The sequence below is a fragment of the Tumidithrix helvetica PCC 7403 genome (assembly GCF_965232925.1).
Taxonomy (GTDB): Bacteria; Cyanobacteriota; Cyanobacteriia; order Pseudanabaenales; family Pseudanabaenaceae; genus Tumidithrix; species Tumidithrix helvetica.
Genome location: NZ_CBDDRA010000005.1, coordinates 36,453 through 56,523, shown reverse-complemented (window position 1 = coordinate 56,523; position 20,071 = coordinate 36,453). Strand labels below are relative to the sequence as shown.

Annotated in this window: 4 protein-coding genes; all 4 read right to left on the bottom strand. The window is 46.1% G+C overall.

Annotated elements, in window-relative coordinates; genetic code table 11:
* Window positions 1–88: 88 nt before the first annotated feature.
* The 4 genes from ACP2WE_RS06200 to ACP2WE_RS06185 are packed head-to-tail and all read right to left on the bottom strand — an operon-like array spanning window position 89 to window position 20,062.
* Window positions 89–5,701, bottom strand: a complete 5,613-nt coding sequence (locus ACP2WE_RS06200; protein ID WP_425214724.1) for a PAS domain S-box protein — start codon at window positions 5,699–5,701, stop codon at window positions 89–91.
* Window positions 5,694–7,775: a GAF domain-containing sensor histidine kinase gene (locus ACP2WE_RS06195; protein WP_425214723.1), complete on the bottom strand. Its 2,082-nt coding sequence runs from the start codon at window positions 7,773–7,775 to the stop codon at window positions 5,694–5,696. The genes ACP2WE_RS06200 and ACP2WE_RS06195 overlap by 8 nt, the downstream gene beginning before the upstream one ends.
* Window positions 7,772–12,916 (bottom strand): PAS domain S-box protein, encoded by a 5,145-nt coding sequence (locus ACP2WE_RS06190; protein ID WP_425214722.1) that lies wholly within the window; start codon window positions 12,914–12,916, stop codon window positions 7,772–7,774. The genes ACP2WE_RS06195 and ACP2WE_RS06190 overlap by 4 nt, the downstream gene beginning before the upstream one ends.
* A gap of 48 nt (window positions 12,917–12,964) precedes the next feature.
* Window positions 12,965–20,062, bottom strand: coding sequence for a PAS domain S-box protein (locus tag ACP2WE_RS06185; RefSeq protein ID WP_425214721.1), 7,098 nt, complete (start codon window positions 20,060–20,062; stop codon window positions 12,965–12,967).
* Window positions 20,063–20,071 lie beyond the last annotated feature (9 nt).

The window sequence follows — 20,071 nt, the reverse complement described above, 5'->3', positions numbered from 1 at the left end:
CTTAAATTTGCAACAGATCGAGGTTTGAGTTCCGCGCAGAGCGCGGTCTTTTCAAAAAGATGCGTTGCATCATTTTTTGAAAATGGTATCAGATTGATTCCTCTCTATAGGAACGGATAAATTTCCTGAGTTCCTTGATTTGAAATCTTTCTACCAAAGATCGGAGTTTAGAAGCAAAGGGAACCAGACTAGGATCTGATGTTTCTAATTGGGTTGCAGTATCGATCAGTTTATTCAACGTTCCTTTAAGTGCCAAGTCCATAAGCCGATCTAGGATCTCTGGGGATGGCGGAACGATTGTGACTGAAGTGACTTCAGGATCGCTGGCATTTTTCTGGATGATTTGTCTGTCAATAGGTGCATAGCTCCACTCTAAATTTAGATGGGTTTGTAGAATCTCCAAGAGTTTTTCCGCATGAAATGGTTTTTCTAGGAAGGCGTTCGCTCCCATCTCTAAACTCTTTTGCCGATCGGATTCAAATGCTCTGGCTGAGGATAACACGATCGCAAAAGATTCACCTTGGGGAAGTTGACGCAACCGACGAATCAATTCCCAGCCATCCATACTTGGCATGGATAAATCGACAACGATCAGATCGGGTTGCCATGAAACTGCACGCTCTATGCCCGATCGCCCGTTTTCGGCTTCCTGCATCTCAAACCCTAAGGGCTGAAGTAAATCGAGGAAAATAAGGCGGTTGTCTGGTTTGTCGTCAACAATAAGGATTTTGCGCGGTTGTCCTTTAAAGCCAATAATTTGAGGTGGAGGAGTTGTTCTAGGTTCTTCGATCGCAGTTGCGGCTGCACGGACTTGAAGTGTAAACCCAAATACGCTACCTTGACCCAGTTGACTTTGAATTTCTAGGGTAGAACCCATCATGGTCAAGAGACTATGGGTAATTGCTAAACCTAAGCCTGTGCCCTCTGATTGACGAGTGGTATCTCCTACCTGTTCAAAGGGTAAAAGAATTCGTTCTAACTGTTCTGAAGAGATTCCAATTCCCGTATCAGCGATCGTAAAACGAATTGTAAATTCCGTCCATCCTTCTGCACCACTTGCTAGAAGCTGTTGCTCTTGCCCAAGAACATCCACTCGAAAGGTAACACTGCCAAGGTCTGTAAATTTGATCGCATTGCCCAGTAGGTTGAGCAGTACTTGACGCAGCCGTTTGGCATCGACATAGATTTCTCTCGGTAGCGGGAAAGAAGATTCATAAATAAAATCAATGTTTTTCTGCCCCGCACTGATATGGCAAATGTCTATTAAGTCTTGCAGAAATGGGGCTAAATACTGCTCGGCAATCTGAAGTTCTAGCTTCTTTGCTTCGATTTTGGCAAGGTCGAGAATATCGCCGATCAAGGTCAAAAGATGGGTGCCGCAGCGATAAATTATGCCTAGACCCTCTCGATCGCGATCGGTCAAGGTTGTTGAATTTTGCAAAATTTGGGTATAACCGAGAATGCCGTTCAGAGGTGTACGTAGTTCGTGGCTGACATTTGCCAAAAATTCACTCTTGGCGCGATTAGCCATTTCGGCAGCTTCTTTAGCCTGTTTTAATTCAGCCGTGCGTTCTTCTACGCGAACTTCAAGGTCTATATTGGCTTGACGCAATGCTTCTTCAGCACGTTTGCGATCGCTGATATCTACGACGACAGCAATGGTTTGAGGATCGCTACCCTCGATAAACGCAGCGCCAATCAACACGGGTACGCGACTGCCATCTTTACGGAAGTATTCTTTTTCCCAAGGCTTGATTTCACCCGTGCGCGTAAGTTCTTCGATCGCGTGCATATCTGCGGCAACATGCTCTGGCGGTGTGATCTCATTCCATGGCGGTAAACCCGATTGTAAATCTTCCCTGCTGTAGCCCAACATTTGCAAAAAGCGATCGTTGGCATCCACAATGTAACCGTCAAAGTTAGAGAAAACCATACCTGCCACATTGGATTCAAAAACACGTCGCAAGAGGGCTTCACTCTTGCGCAGAGCAGCTTCTGCCCGTTTGCGATCGCTGATGTCCGTATGCGTTCCTAACATCCGCAGGGGTTGTCCAGTTTCATCCCATGCCACAACTTTCCCGATGGAGAGAATCCACTTCCAATCTCCATGTTTAGTCCGTTGTCGAAACTCTACCTTGTAATCGGAAATTTCTCCGCAAACGTAGGCCTGATAGGTTGCTGCAACGCGCTCGATGTCATCTGGATGTAGCCGCTCGATCCATTTGGTATTTGTTTCCTGAAATTCCAAGGGATCGTACCCCAGCATCGTGGCATATTCTGGACTGACAATGGCTATCCCCGTTTGTGGGTTGAGATCGTAGAGTCCTTGATTTGCTGCTGTCAGAGCGAGGCGCAACCGTTCTTCACTATCTCTTAACTCTGCCTCGGCTAGTTTGCGATCGCTCACATCCTGCGCTGCACCGATGTACTGAAGCACGCGACCTTCTGCATCTCGTTTGAAGACGCTCGTTCGATCTAATAGATATCGCCAACTGCCATCGACATGAAGCATTCGATATTCTTGCTCGATAATTTGTTTGTCTTGAGCCGCAGCGATTGTCTGTTGATACTCTAAGACTTTTGTCCAGTCATCTGGATGGACAAGCGAGGGTAAGACGTTTTTCCCCATGGCTTTTATTTCGTCAATTGTGTAACCAAGGATGCTAAAAACTTCGCGGTTGCAATAGATATTACGCTGTTCGCTCAGATCGTAGATATAAATAATATTAGGCGTGTTTTCGGCAATACTCTGAATAAACTGCTGGGACTCTTGCAAGGCAATTTCGACTTGTTTGCGATCGCTAATGTCATTAATGACTCCATCAATGCATTGCTCCTCTAGATTGAGACTTAAGGAAACCAATCCCCAGCATTGTTTGCCCCCATGCTGCTGGAACTCAAACTCAAAGTTGTTGAGTTGACCGAACTGACGTAAGTGTTCGAGAACTTGCTGGCGCAAGTCAATACTATAAAAGTCTGCCGTTTTTTTCTTGCCGACAACTTCATTGATAGACTGATAGCCTGTTAGCTCTACAAAATATTGATTGGCGGCGAGAACCAGCCCATCTTCAATGCGACTGCGGAAAATCCCCACCTGAGAATTATCAAAAATACGTCGATATTTCATCTCGCTCTGACGTAGGGCTTCCTCTGCTTGTTTGCGTTCTGTGATGTCAAGGGCAACACCTACCATACGCAAACCATTACCCTCTTCATTTTCCACGACTTTTCCACGCACTGCGACCCATCGTATCTCTCCCTTGAGGTGATTAATTCGGTATTCAACGTTGTAGGGAGATTGGGTGGCAAAACTATGGGAAAGTGCCTGAAATACTCGTTCTTGGTCTTCGACATAAACTAATTTCAGAAAGGCTTCGCGGTCGCCGGGGAAAGTGCCTGGTGCATAGCCAAAAATTGCTTCCGTTCGTTCCGACCAAATCCCCGTATCTAGGTTAGATTCCCAAGTTCCCATCTCAGCAGCCTCCAGAGCCAGTTGCAAACGCAATCGCTCTGACTGGAGTTGTTGTTCTGTACGTTTGCGATCGCTGATATCTTCAGCAATTCCTGCAATGCGATACACCTGACTGGATCGATCTCGGATCGGAAAGGCGCGATCGTGAATCCAGCGAATCTCTCCATCGCGTCGAATTATACGGTATTCTCGATCGTGTCCGTTCTCAGCAGTCTTCTCTAGTGATATCATGATGCGATCGCGATCTTGCGGATGGATGGCTTCTAACCAAAGCATGGGCGTGCGGTAGAGTTCTTCACAGGTATATCCCCAAATTCTCTCAAAGGCTGGACTGACATACATGGTTCGACTTTGATCCGCAGGCGCAAGCCAAAAGACTTGATCGATATTTTCTGCTAGCTGTCGAAATCTTTCTTCACTCTCCTGTAGTATTAGTTTAGATCCTGCTAATTCTTGGGTGCGTTTATTTACTCGTTCTTCCAGATTTTGGTTGAGAGATTCTAGATCGTCTAAAGTCTGCGATCTTTCTAATTCCACAGTGACTCGCGCTCCAAAAATGCGGAGCAATAGTTCGGCACGTTTGGGATTGAATAATGGTTGGTGATTTAGCACGCAAAGCACTCCGATCTTTTCACCTGCGGCATTTTGCAAGGCAACACCTAGGTAGCTATCTACATCCCTCCCAACCAAATTTTGATTAAGTGGAAACAACTGTTTCACGCCAGAGCAGGCGTAGACACCTTCTCGAAGCACTAACTCGCAGGGAGTATGGGCGATTTTATAGACTAAATTGGGCTGAAGCCGATCTTCGGCATACCAGGCAAGCGTTTCTAGGTTTTCTCCCACTTGTCGGTCAAGATAAACATAAGACACATCAAGGGCGATCGCAATTTGTTTAACCAGTTCAGAGAAAAATTCTTTACCTGTAACAGAAGCAGTACCCTCTACCAAGCTTTGCAGGGCTAGGTCCTCTTGTTTGCGATCGGTAATATCAACAACCGAACCGACAAATCCCACCAGATCGCCATTTATATTGCGTTCGGGAACGGCTTGAACAAAGCCCCACTTGATCGAACCATCAGGGTAGAGATATCGGTGTTCGATGCAATATTCGGCATCATGCCCAAGATTTATCTGTTCGACAAAGTTAGTCCAAGCGGCATACATCCAGCTGCGATCGTCGGGGTGTAAATTTTTGCCCCAGTTGTTACCTAAATTTTCTTCTAGAGATAGCCCTGTAATTTGTAGGGTTTTAGCATTCGCATAAATGCAAGATCCGCTCAGATCGTTGTGAAAAATGCCAACGGGGCTAACTTCTGAAAGGAGGCGATAACGTCGTTCGCTTTCCCGAAGTGCCTCTGCTACCAGAATGCGATCGGTGATCACTTCGCCAAAGATAATGATGCCACCGATAGAATCTTCTGTATCGTACCAAGGACGAACCTCCCAACGCACCCACTCCTGTTTCCCATCGGGACGAATGTATGTGTCTTGTTCGTTTCTCTCTACAAATCCATTTAAGCCGCGTTGATGAATCTTTTTCCAGTAATCGGGAACTCCAGGAAACACATCGTAATGACATTTCCCGATGATGGGTTGTTCGCCTAAGTTATAGTCTGATATCCAGCGCTGACTGGCTACCTGATAGTTCATCTGGCAATCGAACATTGCTACTGCTACTGGGCTATATTCCACGAATAACTGTAGTTGTTGCTGATTGCGCCGTAGTTGCTGGGTGCGCTCCTGCACCTGTTGCTCTAGATCGGCATTTAACGCTTCTAGTTCGCGATTAGCTCGTTCGAGGGCCACTTGTTGTTGGGCTAGTTGCTGCTCTTGCTGATAGCGGCGTAACGCCTCTGTCACTGTTAGACTGAGATCGATCTCGTTCCAAGGTTTAGCCAGAAAGCGATAGAGGTTCCCCTGATTGACAACATTGCCGACATCCTCGGCGCTGGCTTGCCCCGTGAGCATCACTTGCAAAATCTGAGGATAGCGATGGTGTAGTTCTATCAGAAATCGATCGCCCTTCATGCCTGGCATGATTTGGTCAGAAATGACCAGGGGAATTTCTACGCCCTCAGACAATAAATCTTCAACGAGTTCAAACGCTTCATCCGCACTTTCGGCGATTTCAACCTTACAGTCAGGAAAATGCCGCAACAACTGGGTTCTTAAAGCGAGAAGAACATTGCGTTCGTCATCAACGCAGAGGATAGTTTGCTTATTCATTGGGCATCTCCCGATCGCTACGATCGCATGGTATGACATCTCCTGTCGTTAAAGGGTATCCAGAGGAAGGTTTATCACAGATATTTGCCAAGGGTAAAATAACTGTAAATGTTGTGCGCCCCAGATGGCTGCAAACTTGAATTTCACCATCATGCTTCTGCACAATTTTCTGAACAATGTCTAGCCCCAGCCCACTCCCTTCGCCCCTTGGCTTTGTGGTTACAAACGGCTCAAAAATCTTGGCTTGCATCTCTACAGGAATCCCGCCTCCTGAATCTGTGATTTCCACGATCGCATGTTCTTCAGTTTGCGCTATAGCAACCTCAAGCGTACCTTGCTGCCCCATCGCATAGATGGCATTGTCAATTAAATTTACCCATACTTGCGTGAGTTCATCTGGGTCGCAGAGAATTGCGGAGATTTTGGCATAGCGACGGATCACTTCAATCCCTTGTTTCAGTCGGCTTTGATAGAGCGTCAGGGCTACCTCAATGCCATCGCTAATTTGGGCGAGACTTTTCTCACCAGCTTCACTGCGATGGCTGTATGTTTTGAGCGCAAACACGATTTTTGCCGCGCGATCGACTTCCTGTTGAATGTTACTGGCATTCTGGCTTTGCTGCACCAGCTTATAAGCAACCTGTAAAATGTCATAGCAATCAGGAACTTCGAGAAGGGGCTGATAGGCTTCGAGAACTGAGTCTATTCGCAGGATGGCGAGTTGAGAAGCGATCGCTTGAGCATCGACAATCCCCAGATCGCTGAGTTCAGTTTGCAATCGCCGCCGCAGTTGTCGTTCCTCTTTGGTTGAGAGAGACTGCTGTTGCTGAAGCGAAGTATTTACCAAAGCGATAAAAGCAGCCTGTTGTGAAGGAGCTAGCCGTTGCATCAATACTGGTAATTGTTGAAGTGAAACGTTAAACGCAGCGATAATATTGCCTGTGGCACTGCGAATTACCCCTAAAGGTGTGTTGACTTCATGGGCAACGCTGGCAGTGAGCTGTCCGAGCGCTGCCATTTTTTCCGCTTGAATCAGTTCTGCTTGGGTAGCTTGGAGGTCGGCTAAAGTCTGAGAGAGTTCCTGCGTGCGTTCTTCCACCTTTTGCTCTAGGGTTTGGGAATACTCTTCAAGTAGTCGTGCTTGGTGTTGGAGTTTGGCTTCAGTGGCTTTGCGATCGCTAATGTCACGGAAGCTCCAGATTCTCCCACAATGCTCTCCAGATGGCAGTATTACCGAGGTAGAAGCCCGTTCCAAAACATATCCATTCCTCAAGTTAATCTCATCAAAACTAGCTTCATACGGATGCTCGTAGAGATATTCCACCTTTTTTAAAAACTCCTCTGGCTGCTCTAGGCGATCTAGGACAAATCCTAAAAGCTGGTAATCGTCTTTGGTGTCAAGAACGCTCTGAGGAATGTTCCATAGTTCGGCAAATCCCCGATTGTAGGCACTAACCCGTCGATTTTTGTCAATCACTAAAATGCCATCTGGAGAAGCTTCTCGCTGAGCTTCCAGAAAAGCGTTGCTCTGCTGGAGATCGAGCTTAGATTGCTGGCTTTCATTGAGTATGCGAGCGTTGTCAAGAGAGATCGCGGCTTGGGTACTGAGGAGGTTGAGAACGGCAATCCGATCGCTGGTGAATGCCCCCACGGTCAGATTGTTTTCTAGATATAAAACCCCCAGCAACTTTCCTTGTCTCAGAATGGGAGTACATAGAACGCTTTTGGGTTGGTGCTGGATGATGTAGCGATCGCTAGCAAACTGAGTATTTTCCCTAGCATCGGCTAAGACTAGAGGTTCTAAACTGCATATGACCCAATTTACCAAACTACTTGCCACATCTTGGCTTAATTCTAGAGATATCGGTGCGGATAGGATTTGCGGCTGCTGTCCAGAGGTTCCTAGGGCGGCGATCTGTAGCTCCTGTTCCACTTGTAGTAATAAGACGCCCTTCTCTGCAACCGCATGGACGATCGCGATATTGAGGAACGTTTCCACGAGCTTATCAAGTTCAATTTCACTGGAAATCGATTGAGATGCCTTAAGGAGTGTGGCTAAATCTTGTGGATTCATGGCAGTTTTTCCCTCCTGTCCTTGAGGTCTATAGGCAATGGAAAGTAAAGGCTAAAGGTCGTTCGTCCCGATTGACTCTTGACCTGAATGTCACCATCATGTTTCCGAACAATTTGTCGCACAATGTCCAGTCCTAGTCCGCTACCTTCTCCCCTCGGTTTGGAGGTCACAAACGGCTCGAAGATTTTTGCTTGAATTTCTGTCGGAATTCCGCATCCCGAATCTGTAATTTCCACGATCGCATGTTCTAGATTTTGGGTCAATGTAACTTCTAACGTACCCACTTGCCCCATGGCATAAATCGCATTATCGATTAAATTCACCCACACTTGCGTGAGTTCGTCAGGGTCGCAGAGAATTGCTGGGATTTCGGCATAGCGGCGGATCACTTCAATTCCTTGTTTCAGACGGCTTTGGTAGAGCGTCAGAGCTACCTCAATGCCATCGCTAATTTGAGCGAGACTCTTCTCACCAGCTTCGCTGCGATGGCTGTAGGTTTTGAGCGCAAACACGATCTTGGCGGCGCGGTCTACTTCCTGTTGAATGCTGCGAGTATTTTGATGTTGCAATACCAGTTTGTAGGCAACCTGCAAAATGTCGTGACAGTTCGGATCTTGCAGAATAGATTGATAAAGGTGCAGATCGGAACCCAGTTGCATCTGACTGAGTTGATTCGCGATGCCAACTGCGTTGGCAATACCTTGGGTAGCCAGTTCGCTTTGCAGTTGTCGCCGCAGTTGTCGCTCTTCTCTGGTAGATAGCGGTTGAGATTTCTGAAGGGCGGCATTTACCAAACGCAGGAACTCCTCCTGTTGTTTGGGAGTCAGGCTTTGCATGAGTTGGGGCAATTGCTGCAGGGAGACACTGCTAGCCGCGACGATATTGCCCGTAGCTGCGCGAATCACACCTAGAGGCGTGTTGATCTCGTGGGCGACACTGGCAGTGAGTTGTCCCAAGGCTGCCATCTTTTCGGATTGAATCAGTCCTGCTTGCGTAGATTGGAGATTGGATAATGCTTGCGAAAGCTCTTGGGTGCGTTCTTCTACCCTCAGTTCTAGAGTCTGGGTATACTCTTCGAGTTGTTGCGCTTGATGTTGAAGTTGGGCTTCCGCAGCTTTGCGATCGCTAATATCTCTCTGCAAACCAACCATTCGTAAAGGCTTGCCATCGGCATCGCGGGCAACTACTTTGCCGTAGTTCGCCATCCATTTCCATGTTCCATCTTTAGAAAGGGCGCGATATTCAACCTGATAGGGAACTGAGCTGTCTTGCAGGTGCGCGTTGAGCATCTCCATCAATTGGGGCAGATCGTCAGGATGGAGCATTTGAATCCAAGTATCGACATGACCTAGAGGTTCACCAACTTCATAACCCAACATTCCCAGCCAACGCGGACTCAGATAGGCTTCACCCGTCACAATATTCCAATCCCACAAGCCATCACCTGAGCCTTCAAGCGCCAGTTGCAATTGTTCTTGACTTAAACGAATGGATTCCTCCGCTCGTTTGCGCTCTGTAATGTCAAGGGCTACGCCAACGATCCGCCAGCCAGTACCATCTTCATTTCGTGCTACTTTCCCATTCACAACCACCCAACGAATTTCTCCATGGGGGTAGTTAATCCGATATTCGATTTTGTAGGGAGATTGGGTGGTAAAACTACGAGCAAGGGCGCTAAATACGCGCTCTTGGTCTTCGGCATAAACCAATTTCATAAAAGCCTCGCGATCGCCTGGAAATGTACCAGGGGCAAAACCAAAAATTGCTTCTGTGCGTTCTGACCAATAGCCTATCTCCATATTGGACTCCCAAGTACCCATTTCAGAGGCTTCTAGGGCAATTTGCAAACGCAATCTCTCAGCTTGGAGGTTTTGTTCTGCTTGTTTGCGATCGCTAATATCTTGAACGACCCCAATAAAGTATTCTGGCTCTCCATTCAAGTTATTGATTAGCGATACATTAAGGTTTACCCAGATAATGCGACTATCTTTGTGAATGTAGCGCTTTTCTATGAAAAATGCCTTACTCTCTCCTGTCAGCAGTTTCCTAACATTTTCTCTGTCTAGGGCAATGTCATCGGGATGAGTAATTTCCTCAAAGGTTTTATTGAACAGTTCGGCTTCTTGGTAGCCAAGAATATCGCAAAATTTCTGGTTGAGTTTTACAAATTGTCCATTTAAGTCAGTCTGTCCTATTCCCACAGCAGCTTGTTCAAAGGTGGCGCGGAACCTTTCTTCGCTCTGTTGCAGGGATATCTCTACCTTGCGCCGCTCAGTATCGTCTTGGGTACTAACAACTACGCCTGAGATCGTGCCATTCTCTTCAAAATATGGGGAATAGGTAACTCGAATAAAGCGATCGCCTACTTTTTGGAAGTGAAACCAATCCTCATAACGAATTATTTCGCCAGCAAGACATCGATCTAACCTTGGTTTAATCACGAACTGGAACGCATTTTCACCCAATAAATCGGGAATTGTGCGTCCGATAATATCTTCCCATGCCTGACCGTTGCGATCTAAATAGGTTTGATTGACCAAGCGATAGGTATAGTTTCGGTCAACCAGAGCCATACCATCTGGAGAGGATGAGATCATCCGCCCATACTGTCTCATGGTGTTGTCTGTTTGTTTGCGATCGGTAATATCTTCAGAAATACAGATCAAATAATCGGGGTTGCCTTGTTCGTCGAACATCGGAACTTTGATAGTATGCAAAATTCTTCGTCCCAGACTCAAACTATCGATCGGCTCCTCTGGAATATCTTCGATTTTAGCTAAGGCAAAGGATGAACGATCTTTTTCATTAAAGAAATCAGACTGCTCTTTCGGGAAAAAATCATATACTGATTTCCCAATAGCTTGCTCCTTAGTCAAACCAAACATCAGTTCAGAAGTCTTATTCCACAGTAAGAATTCGCCAAATTTTTCTGCTTTACCATTTTTGACAAATAAGGATAGTGGGATATTTTCAATAATTACTTCGAGAAAGTTACGCGATTGCAATAATTCTTGGGTTCGTTCCCGAACGCGCCGATCGAGTTCCAGATTCAGATTTTGCAAGTCTTCGAGAACTTGCAGTCGCTCCATTTCGGCGATCGCACGAGCCCCAAAAATCCGCAGTAACAGTTCCGCTCGTTTGGGATTGAGTAATGGTTTGCGACCCAGCACGCATAGCACCCCGATCTTTTCACCCGCACCATTTTGTAATGCTACTCCAAGATAACTATCAACTTCCAATCCCAGTAAATCCTCATCTAGCGGAAACATCTGTTTCACGCTAGAACAGCTGTAGAGACCTTCTCTCATTGCTAATTCGCAGGGAGTTTGGGCGATTTTGTAGGTCAGATTGGGTTGAAGTCGATCGTCGCCGTACCATGCGATCGTTTCTAAGGTTTCACCGACCTGCTGGGTAATGTAGACATAAGACACATCCAGCGCGATCGCAATTTGTCTGACAAGTTCGGGAAAAAATTCTTTACCAGTTATTGAGGCGGTTCCATGCAACAGGCTTTGCAGAGCCAGTTCCTCATGCTTGCGCTCAGTGATATCTCGTCCCTCCGCGATCAGTAATACGACCTTACCTGCCTCATCCATAACTGGACGTAAGGAAAAGTCGATTGCGATCGAATGATTCCCTACCCCACATGCTTCCACTTCACCGCGCACAAATTCTCCGCGACCAGCACTTAAAACGGCATTTCTCACAAATTCAACCGCTTCAGGTGTATGCCAAGCAGGAACTTCCCAAAAGTCATAACTAAGAAATTCTTCTCGACTCAACCCAGTAAACTGTAAGGCTTGCTGGTTGATCTCTAAAAGTTTGCCAGTGGGAGACAATAAACCTACGAACTGAAACATCTGGTCAAAAATGCCTCGAAACCTTAGTTCGCTTTCCCGCAGAGCAATTTCGGCACTTTTGCGCTCTGTAATATCTAATGCAGTGCCTTGTAGTTTTACGATTTCCCCTTGGCTATCTCGGATTGCTTCTCCACGACCTTCGTGATAGCGAATTGAGCCATCCGTAAAGATAGCTCGATAGTCAATGGTGTAGGACGTACCGTTGACAGCAGCCTCTTCTATATGGCGGAGCAATGTAGGGCGATCGTCTGGATGGATTTTCTCGATATACTCAGTATAGGGTGGTACGGGTTGGGTGGGATCTAGCCCAAACATGTGATAAATCTCTTCTGACCAGGTAATTTCTTGAGTTTGCAGATCGAATTCCCAATTGCCAATATGGGCAAGTCTCTGAGCCATAGCCAGACTGGCTTTGCTTTCGCGCAAGGCTATTTCTGCTAATTTGCGATCGGTAATAACTTGGGTAAACATGATAATCCCACCGATCTTATTGGCATCAGCGTACCAAGGGTGAATCTCCCATTGCGTCCAAGTTATAGAACCATCACTGCGAATGAAGTAATCCTCTTCACATCGTTCGATCGCTCCCCCTAAACATCGTTGATGAATTTTTCGCCAGCGATCGGGAATGTCTGGGAAAACATCGTAGTGCGATCGCCCAATAATTTCTCGATCCCCTAGGTTGTAATCCTCTTTCCATTGACGAGAAGTCAGGAGATAATGCATGTTGCGATCGAACATCGCTACAGCAGCAGGAGTATGCTCGACAAACAGTTTTAGTTGTTGGATGTTTTCCTGCACTTGGCTTTCTAAGCGGGCATTCAACGCCTCAAGCTCCAACTTGGTTTGTTCTATTTCCAAACGTTGCCGAGCGTTTTCCTGATTTTGCTGATAGCTGCGTAAAGCTTCGGTTACAGTTAGTTTCAAATCGGTTTCATTCCAAGGTTTTGCCATGAAACGATAGAGATTGCCTCGATTGACCGCATTGCCCACATCTTCGGCACGCGCTTGCCCTGTCAGCATGATCTTCAGCGTTTCTGGATGGCGATCGTGAAGTTCGATCAAGAACCGATCGCCTTTCATACCCGGCATGATCTGATCCGCGATCGCAAGTGGCAGCTCTAGCCCATCGGCTAGGAGATTTTCAACAACCTCCAAGGCTTCCTCCGCACTTTCGGCAATTTCAACCGTGAAGTCAGGGAAGTAACACATTAATTGAGTTCTAAGGGTGAGGAGAACATTGCGTTCATCATCAACACAGAGGATTGTTGGTTTGCTCATCAGTTGTTTCCAGAGTCGCGCTTAAATTTGACAGATTTTTGATAGTCGTTACAGGTATTCGTAGGGTAGTACCACCCGAAAGGTAGTTTGTCCTTTTTGACTGTGTGCTCGAATCTCGCCTCCATGTTTTAGGACAATTTGCCGCACAATATCTAGTCCTAGTCCACTGCCTTCACCTCTCGGCTTTGTTGTAAAAAATGGCTCAAAAAGTCGAGGTAGGATTTCATCGGGAATTCCACCGCCAGAATCCGTAATTTCAACAACGACACAGTCTGTTTGCTGTGCTATTGAAATTTCTAGCGTACCCACCTGCCCCATGGCATAGATCGCATTATCTATTAAATTTACCCACACTTGCGTGAGTTCGTCAGGATCGCAGAGAATAGCTGGGATTTCGTCATAGCGGCGGATGACTTCAATCCCTTGTTTCAGACGGCTTTGGTAGAGCGTCAGAGCTACCTCAATGCCATCGTTAATATTGGCAAGACACTTCTCGTTGTTTTGACTTTGATGGCTATAGGCTTTGAGCGCAAACACGATCTTAGCAGCGCGGTCTACTTCCTGTTGAATGCTGCGAGTGTTTTGATGTTGCAATACCAGTTTGTGTGCCACCTGTAAGATATCGTAACAGTTCGGGTCTTGCAGAATGGATTGATAAAGATGCAAATCTAGACCCTGTTGCATCTGACTGAGTTGGTTCGCGATACTGGGTGCGTTGGCAATACCTTGGGTGTCTAGTTCGCTTAGCAGTTGTCGCCGCAGTTGTCGCTCTTCTCTGGTAGATAGAGGCTGTATTTTCTGAAGGGCGGCATTCACCAAACTCAGGAACTCCTCCTGTTGTAGGGGAGTCAGGCTTTGCATGAGTTGGGGCAATTGCTGAAGTGAGACTTTGCTTGCTGCGACGATATTGCCTGTAGCGGCGCGAATCACACCTAGAGGCGTGTTGATCTCGTGGGCGACGCTGGCAGTGAGTTGCCCTAAGGCTGCCATCTTTTCGGAATGAATCAGTTCTGCTTGCGTAGATTGAAGATTGGATAATGCCTGCGAAAGTTCCAGGGTGCGTTCTTCTACTCTCTGCTCTAGGGTTTGGGTATATTCTTCGAGTTGTTTTGCCTGTTGTTGGAGTTGGGCTTCCGCAGCTTTGCGATCGCTAATGTCTGTGTGAGTTCCTAACATCCGTAAGGGTTGCCCAAACTCGTCCCGTTCGACAATTTTGCCTAGCGAGAGAATCCATTGCCAGTCGCCATTTTTGGTGCGTTGTCGAAATTCTACTATGTAATTGGCTACTTCTCCATTCACATATGCTCGATAAGTACCTGCAACTCGCTCTAGATCGTCTGGATGCAGCCGTTCAATCCACTTGGCGTTTGTTTCATGGAATTCGGCTGGATCGTACCCCAGCATGGTGGCATATTCAGTGCTGACGATCGCTTCGCCAGTTTGCAGATTGAGGTCGTATAGTCCCTGATTCGCAGCCATTAGTGCAAGACGCAGGCGTTCTTCGCTATCTCGCACATCCTCTTCAGCTTTTTTGCGATCGGTAATATTTTGATAAGTCCCCAGTATGCCAATTACCTCACCGTTAAGGTTATATAAAGGCAACTTGTTGGTTTCAATCCAGATCTTTGAGCCATCTGCACGCACTTGAGTCTCGATAATGCCAAGTTTGGCTTCGCCAGAGTCCATGACTTTACGATCGCCAGCGCGATAGATATCGGCTTCGGTTTCAGCCCAAGGCATATCGTAGTCGGTCTTGCCGATAATGTCTGCGGGGGAGTCCAAACCGCAAGCGATCGCAGATTTTAGGTTGCAACCTAAATAGACAGACTGTCGATCTTTCCAAAATACGACAAGGGGGAAAGTGTCAATTACAGTTTGGAGGAACAGTTGAGATTCGCGTAGTGCAATTTCTGCATGTTTGCGATCGCTGATATCACGCATAATCGTCGATAGGTATTCCAGTTCGCCAGTTGGGGCTTTATGCGCCATCAAAACTTGCGATACAGGAATCTCTTGTCCTTCTGGAGTCAATATTGCTGTTTCTCCAGTCCAATAACCTTGTTGAATTGCTTGAGGGAATACTTCTCGGTAGAATAGATCTAAGACCCATTGAGGATGGAAATCTTGTATCCGATGACATGCTAGAGCTTCGTTTTCCTCCAGTTTTAGAAGTTGGCGTAATCTTTGATTTGTCCAAGTAATTTCACCATCTAGACTAGCTGTACCAATATAGTCTGATGATGCTTCAAGAATTCCCAACAAACGGGCTTGTTCTCTTTCTAAATTTTTGCGATCGCTGATGTCCCTCAAAATACCTTGCAGCCCGATCGCTTTACCTTCATTATCTGTGATGGGCGTTATATTCACCATTACCCATAGATAACTACCGTCTTGGCATAAGTGACGAAACTCTATGTTAGATAAACTTTCTAATTGCTCTAACGAAAATTTAGAAGACGCAACAGTTTTTTCCAAGTCATCGGGATGGATCAATTTTGCAAAGGATTGTCCTACCCATTCAGATGTAGATAGCCCAAACATGGACTGAAATTGGGGAGAGAGATAGGTCAACGTGCTGTCTGCTCGTGCAGCCCAGATCGTATCGTTGGCTCCTTCCACTAGACTTCTAAATTTATTCTCGCTCTCGTACAGTGTTTGATAGAGTTGGGCGTTTTCTATGGAAATCGCGGCTTGAGAACAAATTAAGTTTAGAAGTTCTAGCCGATCGCTAGTAAACGCCCCCACGGTCAAACTGTTTTCCAGATATAAAATTCCCTTTAACTGTCCTTGTTTCAGTATGGGGGAGCATAGAATACTTTTGGGTTGATGTTGGATGATGTAGCGATCGCCTGCAAATTTAACATCTTCTCGCACATCATTTAGAACTAACGGCTCTAAACTATGCTTGACCTGATTGACTAAACTAATTGCTACATCTTCGCTTGATTCTAGGGATATCGGTGAGGATAAGATTTGCGGTTGCTGTCCAGATGACCCTAGAGCCACGGTTTGTAATTCCTGCTCTACTCGCAGCAGTAAGACACATTTATCTGCGCCAGCGTTAGCGATCGCAATATCTAAAAGCTTTGCCAAGAGTTTATCAAGTTCAATTTCTTCAGAAATTGCTTGAGAGGCTTTGAGAAGAGTGGCTAGATCTAGTGCTTCATAGGATTTGCTAGAGGAGCTAGTAGATTTTTTGTCAGAGCTAAAGGAGTTAGCTTTCTGAAGAATAGGTGCGAGTAGTTGGGGATAGCGGTTTTCTAGGTCGTTGACTTTGGCTGCTGCACCCCAACGCGCATAGCAATAATATGCCTCAATCATATAGACTTGAGCGATTTTTTCTTTACCCCAAGCGAGATAAAACTTCGCAGCGAGTTCGTTGGCAAGCGCTTCTTCTTGGATGTAGCCGTTTTCTTTTGCACCAGCGATCGCGCGATCGTATAGTTCTATTGCCTCAACGCGATTAGCCAAAACCCGATATTTCTCGGCTTCGACCAACTGCCACTTGTGCAAATGGTTCATTGGAGCCTGCTCTGCCCAAGGTTGTAACTTGGCTTGATTCTCCTGAACTCGCTGCTGTTGTGCCGTTAAGTCAATCTTTTCGGGGACAGTGGCAAGGACGATCAGAGAGTCATAGAAATATTCAATAGCTTCGCAAATAAATCCTTTACCTCCTACAATGTACTTTCTAGCTTGCTCCATATCTGCGATCGCTTGGGCAATATTTTCTAATAGGTAACTTAACGACGCTCTGTATAGATAAAAAAGAAATACCAAGGTTAAATCGCCAATGGCGAGAGCCTGAGACAAGAGATCCTCCTCATCTGGAGCCTGTTCAAAGTTAATCTCTATCCGATCGGGATTTCCTAGGAGATCTAAGACGGTTTTCCAAAGAACGGCACAAGTGTCTACTATTCTGAGTTGATTAAATGAGAGCAATTGTTGATGGTATATCCGAATTTGGAGTTCCAACTCCGTTAACGGTTGACCGCACCAATAGGCATGGAAACAAAAGCCATGCCCGTGAAATCCCACATACTCGAACTTGCCTGTTTCAATTCCAGCTAGATAACCTGCCTGAAAAATGGGGAGAGTCTCTCGTAAGTGAGACTGACGATGATGCAAAAAGAGGGCGATCGGAACCAAGGTTTCAGCGCGAATATTTTTGGCATCCGCCATCGAGACCAGACGATACGCTAATTGGCTAAACTGGTTAGCTGCCGTCACATCTTGGAGAAAGTTATTGAGGAAAATGCCATAACACCCATAGCTATAGGCGGAAGTAGCACTGTTGCCATACTGGATCGATAAATTGACCTGTGAAGCTACAACCAGCGGAAATAGTGGCGAACCAATGTGATAACAAGCTGGCACAATAGCTGCTAACACCTTGATGATGGCAAGTTTCTCAGCATCCACCATCACGGGTTGGTGAAATAACGATGCAATCGGACGATCGCCGATCGAGGTATTAATTTTCTGTACGATCTGCTGAATATCTTCTGTGGTAGGGATGTCAGGAAACTCTACCCCTAATTCTTGCAGGAGCGATCGCCCTACAGCTATTGCTGCTGAGTGTTGGTTTTGAGGCGATAGTGCTTGAATTTTCACGATGCAAACTTCCACTCGATCTAGGGGAGTTTTGGTATGGCTCATCACGGCATCAATCCACTCATCCATACGGTCAAATTCTCCACAGATTGATGCCATTTCCGCCGCTAATTTGTGCAAACTCAAGGTCATGTCATATTGTCGCTGCCAAGCGGCACTACCCAAAGACTTAAGCCCTATCTCAGCGTAGTTATAAGCAGATTGAAAGGCGGCGGAGGCTTTTGCTTTGCAACCAGCTATTAGATTTAACTGAGCCAGTACTTTCTGTTCCATTGGGTCGGTTATCAACTCGATTCCCCGATTCAATTGATAGGTAATTTCAAAAACACTTTCTTGCAGTTTGTGCTCCGTGGTATTAGATAACAAAAGCCGCCCGATTTTGAGGTGGGTTGCTTGTTTTTGCTCTAGAGGAATGAGAGTATAGGCGGCTTGCTGAACGCGATCGTGCAGAAATTTATAAGTAGCATTCGCATCAGTTTGGGCAATAGAATTCACTTCGGATTGTGTAAAGAACTTATAAGTTTCTGTCGTGGGAATAATTAAACCCTCTTGTAATGCTTGCCATAACGCTGTCGCCGTATTTTGTGGAGATTGTTGGGAAGCGATCGCTAAGGTCTGCAGATCGAACTGTGCACCAATACAAGCTGCTACTTTGAGGATATCTTGAGTTTCTACTGACAACTTCTGCAATTGTGTTGCCATAAACTCGACCACATCATCGACGTGAGTCAGTCTCGCTTGTGCAATATCACATTGCCAATGCTGCAAGTCCCAATTAAAGGTAATGCTATTTTCTTTATATAAAGCTTTGAGGAACTGCGTCGAGAAAAAGGGATTTCCTTTAGTCTTTTGATACACCAATTCTGTCAAAGGTTTGGCGCTGGATAAATCGCAAATCAAGGTGTCTGCCACCAACTGATTTAGATCCTTTTGCTTCAAAGGTGGTAAAGAAATTGTATTTACAGTTGCTCCCGCCTTAACGATCTCATCCACGGTCAACATAAACGGATGCACTGGCGAGACCTCGTTATCGCGATAAGCACCCAACACCAATAGATGTCCCGTATCCTGCATCAACAGTTGTAATAATTTTAAGGAGGCTAGATCTGCCCACTGCAAATCATCCAGAAATAGAACTAAGGGATGTTTGGCAGTGGTAAATACTCGCACAAACTTCTGGATCAATAGATTGAAGCGATTTTGGATGGCATTGCCAGATAGCTCTGGTGCTGGTGGTTGATTGCCGATAATAAGTTCTAGTTCGGGAATCACCTCGATCAAAACCTGCCCGTTTTCACCGATCGCTTCGAGAATTCGATCTTTCCATGTTTGTAGCTGTGCATCGGACTCTGAGATCAATTGCCCCATCAAGTCGCGGAAGGCTTGCACAAAAGCACTAAAGGGAATATTGCGCTGAAACTGATCGAACTTGCCTTTAATAAAATAGCCGCGCTGTCTGACAATTGGTTTGTGGACTTCGTTCACTACGGCGGTTTTGCCGATACCTGAGAAACCTGCCACTAGCATCATTTCGCTACTGCCTTGGGATACTCGGTCAAAGGTGGCTAGGAGGCTGGCTACTTCCGTTTCTCTTCCGTAAAGTTTCTCTGGAATTAGAAAGCGATCGCTAATATCTTGCTGACCTAGGGTAAATAGCTCCAGTGGACTTGTTGCTAGACACTTTTCTAGATCGTGCTTTAGTCCCAATGCGTTCTGGTAACGATCCTCGGCATTCTTTGCCATCAACTTGCTGACAAGATTTGATAAGACCTGTGGAATCTCTGGATTGATTTGATGAATGGGAACGGGTAACTTTGCCAGATGACAATGTACTAATTCCATCGGATCGTGGGAAACAAAAGGTAAGTGTCCTGTCAGCAGTTTATAGAAAGTCACACCGAGAGCATAAAAGTCACTGCGATAATCGATGCCGCGATTCATCCGTCCTGTTTGCTCGGGTGAAAGATAGGACAATGTACCCTCTAGAGTGTTGATATTTTGAATTGCTTGGGTTTCATGGGGCAACAGTGAGGCGATGCTAAAGTCGATCAGCTTAATTTGTTTGCTGTGGGGATGGATCAGGATATTGTCAGGCTTGATGTCTTTGTGAATGATGCGATCGCGGTGCAGTCCATCCAAGGCTACTGCGATCTGAATGGCAATCTTGAGAAATGCGGTCAAGGTTTCAGGTGTTTTGCCGAGATGCCCCTCTCGCGCTAACAGTTCTTGCAACGAAATCCCACCAAAATCCTCCATCACCAGGGCATAGGCATTTTCATAGGGTTCCAGTGCGAACGTCTTGACAACATTAGGCAGATCGAGGTTTTTGCCGATCGCATACTGATTGCGAAACTGTACCAATTCATTAAAGTTGGGGAGTGGATTTCGCAAGAGCTTGATTGCGACTGGACAGCGATCGTTTTCTCGCAATCCTCGATAGACAAGGGTACGCGCACCCGCGTGTAGTAGTTGGCTGATGCTATAGCCATCAATTTGTGGGAAGCGATCGCTTTTATTTGTGATTGGCGGCGTCATGGTTGATTT

Coding starts and splice junctions, on each gene's coding strand:
- ACP2WE_RS06195 (WP_425214723.1), bottom strand. CDS start 7,775: ATGAATCCACAAGATTTAGCCACACTCCTTAAGGCATCTCAATCGATT.
- ACP2WE_RS06190 (WP_425214722.1), bottom strand. CDS start 12,916: ATGAGCAAACCAACAATCCTCTGTGTTGATGATGAACGCAATGTTCTC.
- ACP2WE_RS06185 (WP_425214721.1), bottom strand. CDS start 20,062: ATGACGCCGCCAATCACAAATAAAAGCGATCGCTTCCCACAAATTGAT.
- ACP2WE_RS06200 (WP_425214724.1), bottom strand. CDS start 5,701: ATGAATAAGCAAACTATCCTCTGCGTTGATGACGAACGCAATGTTCTT.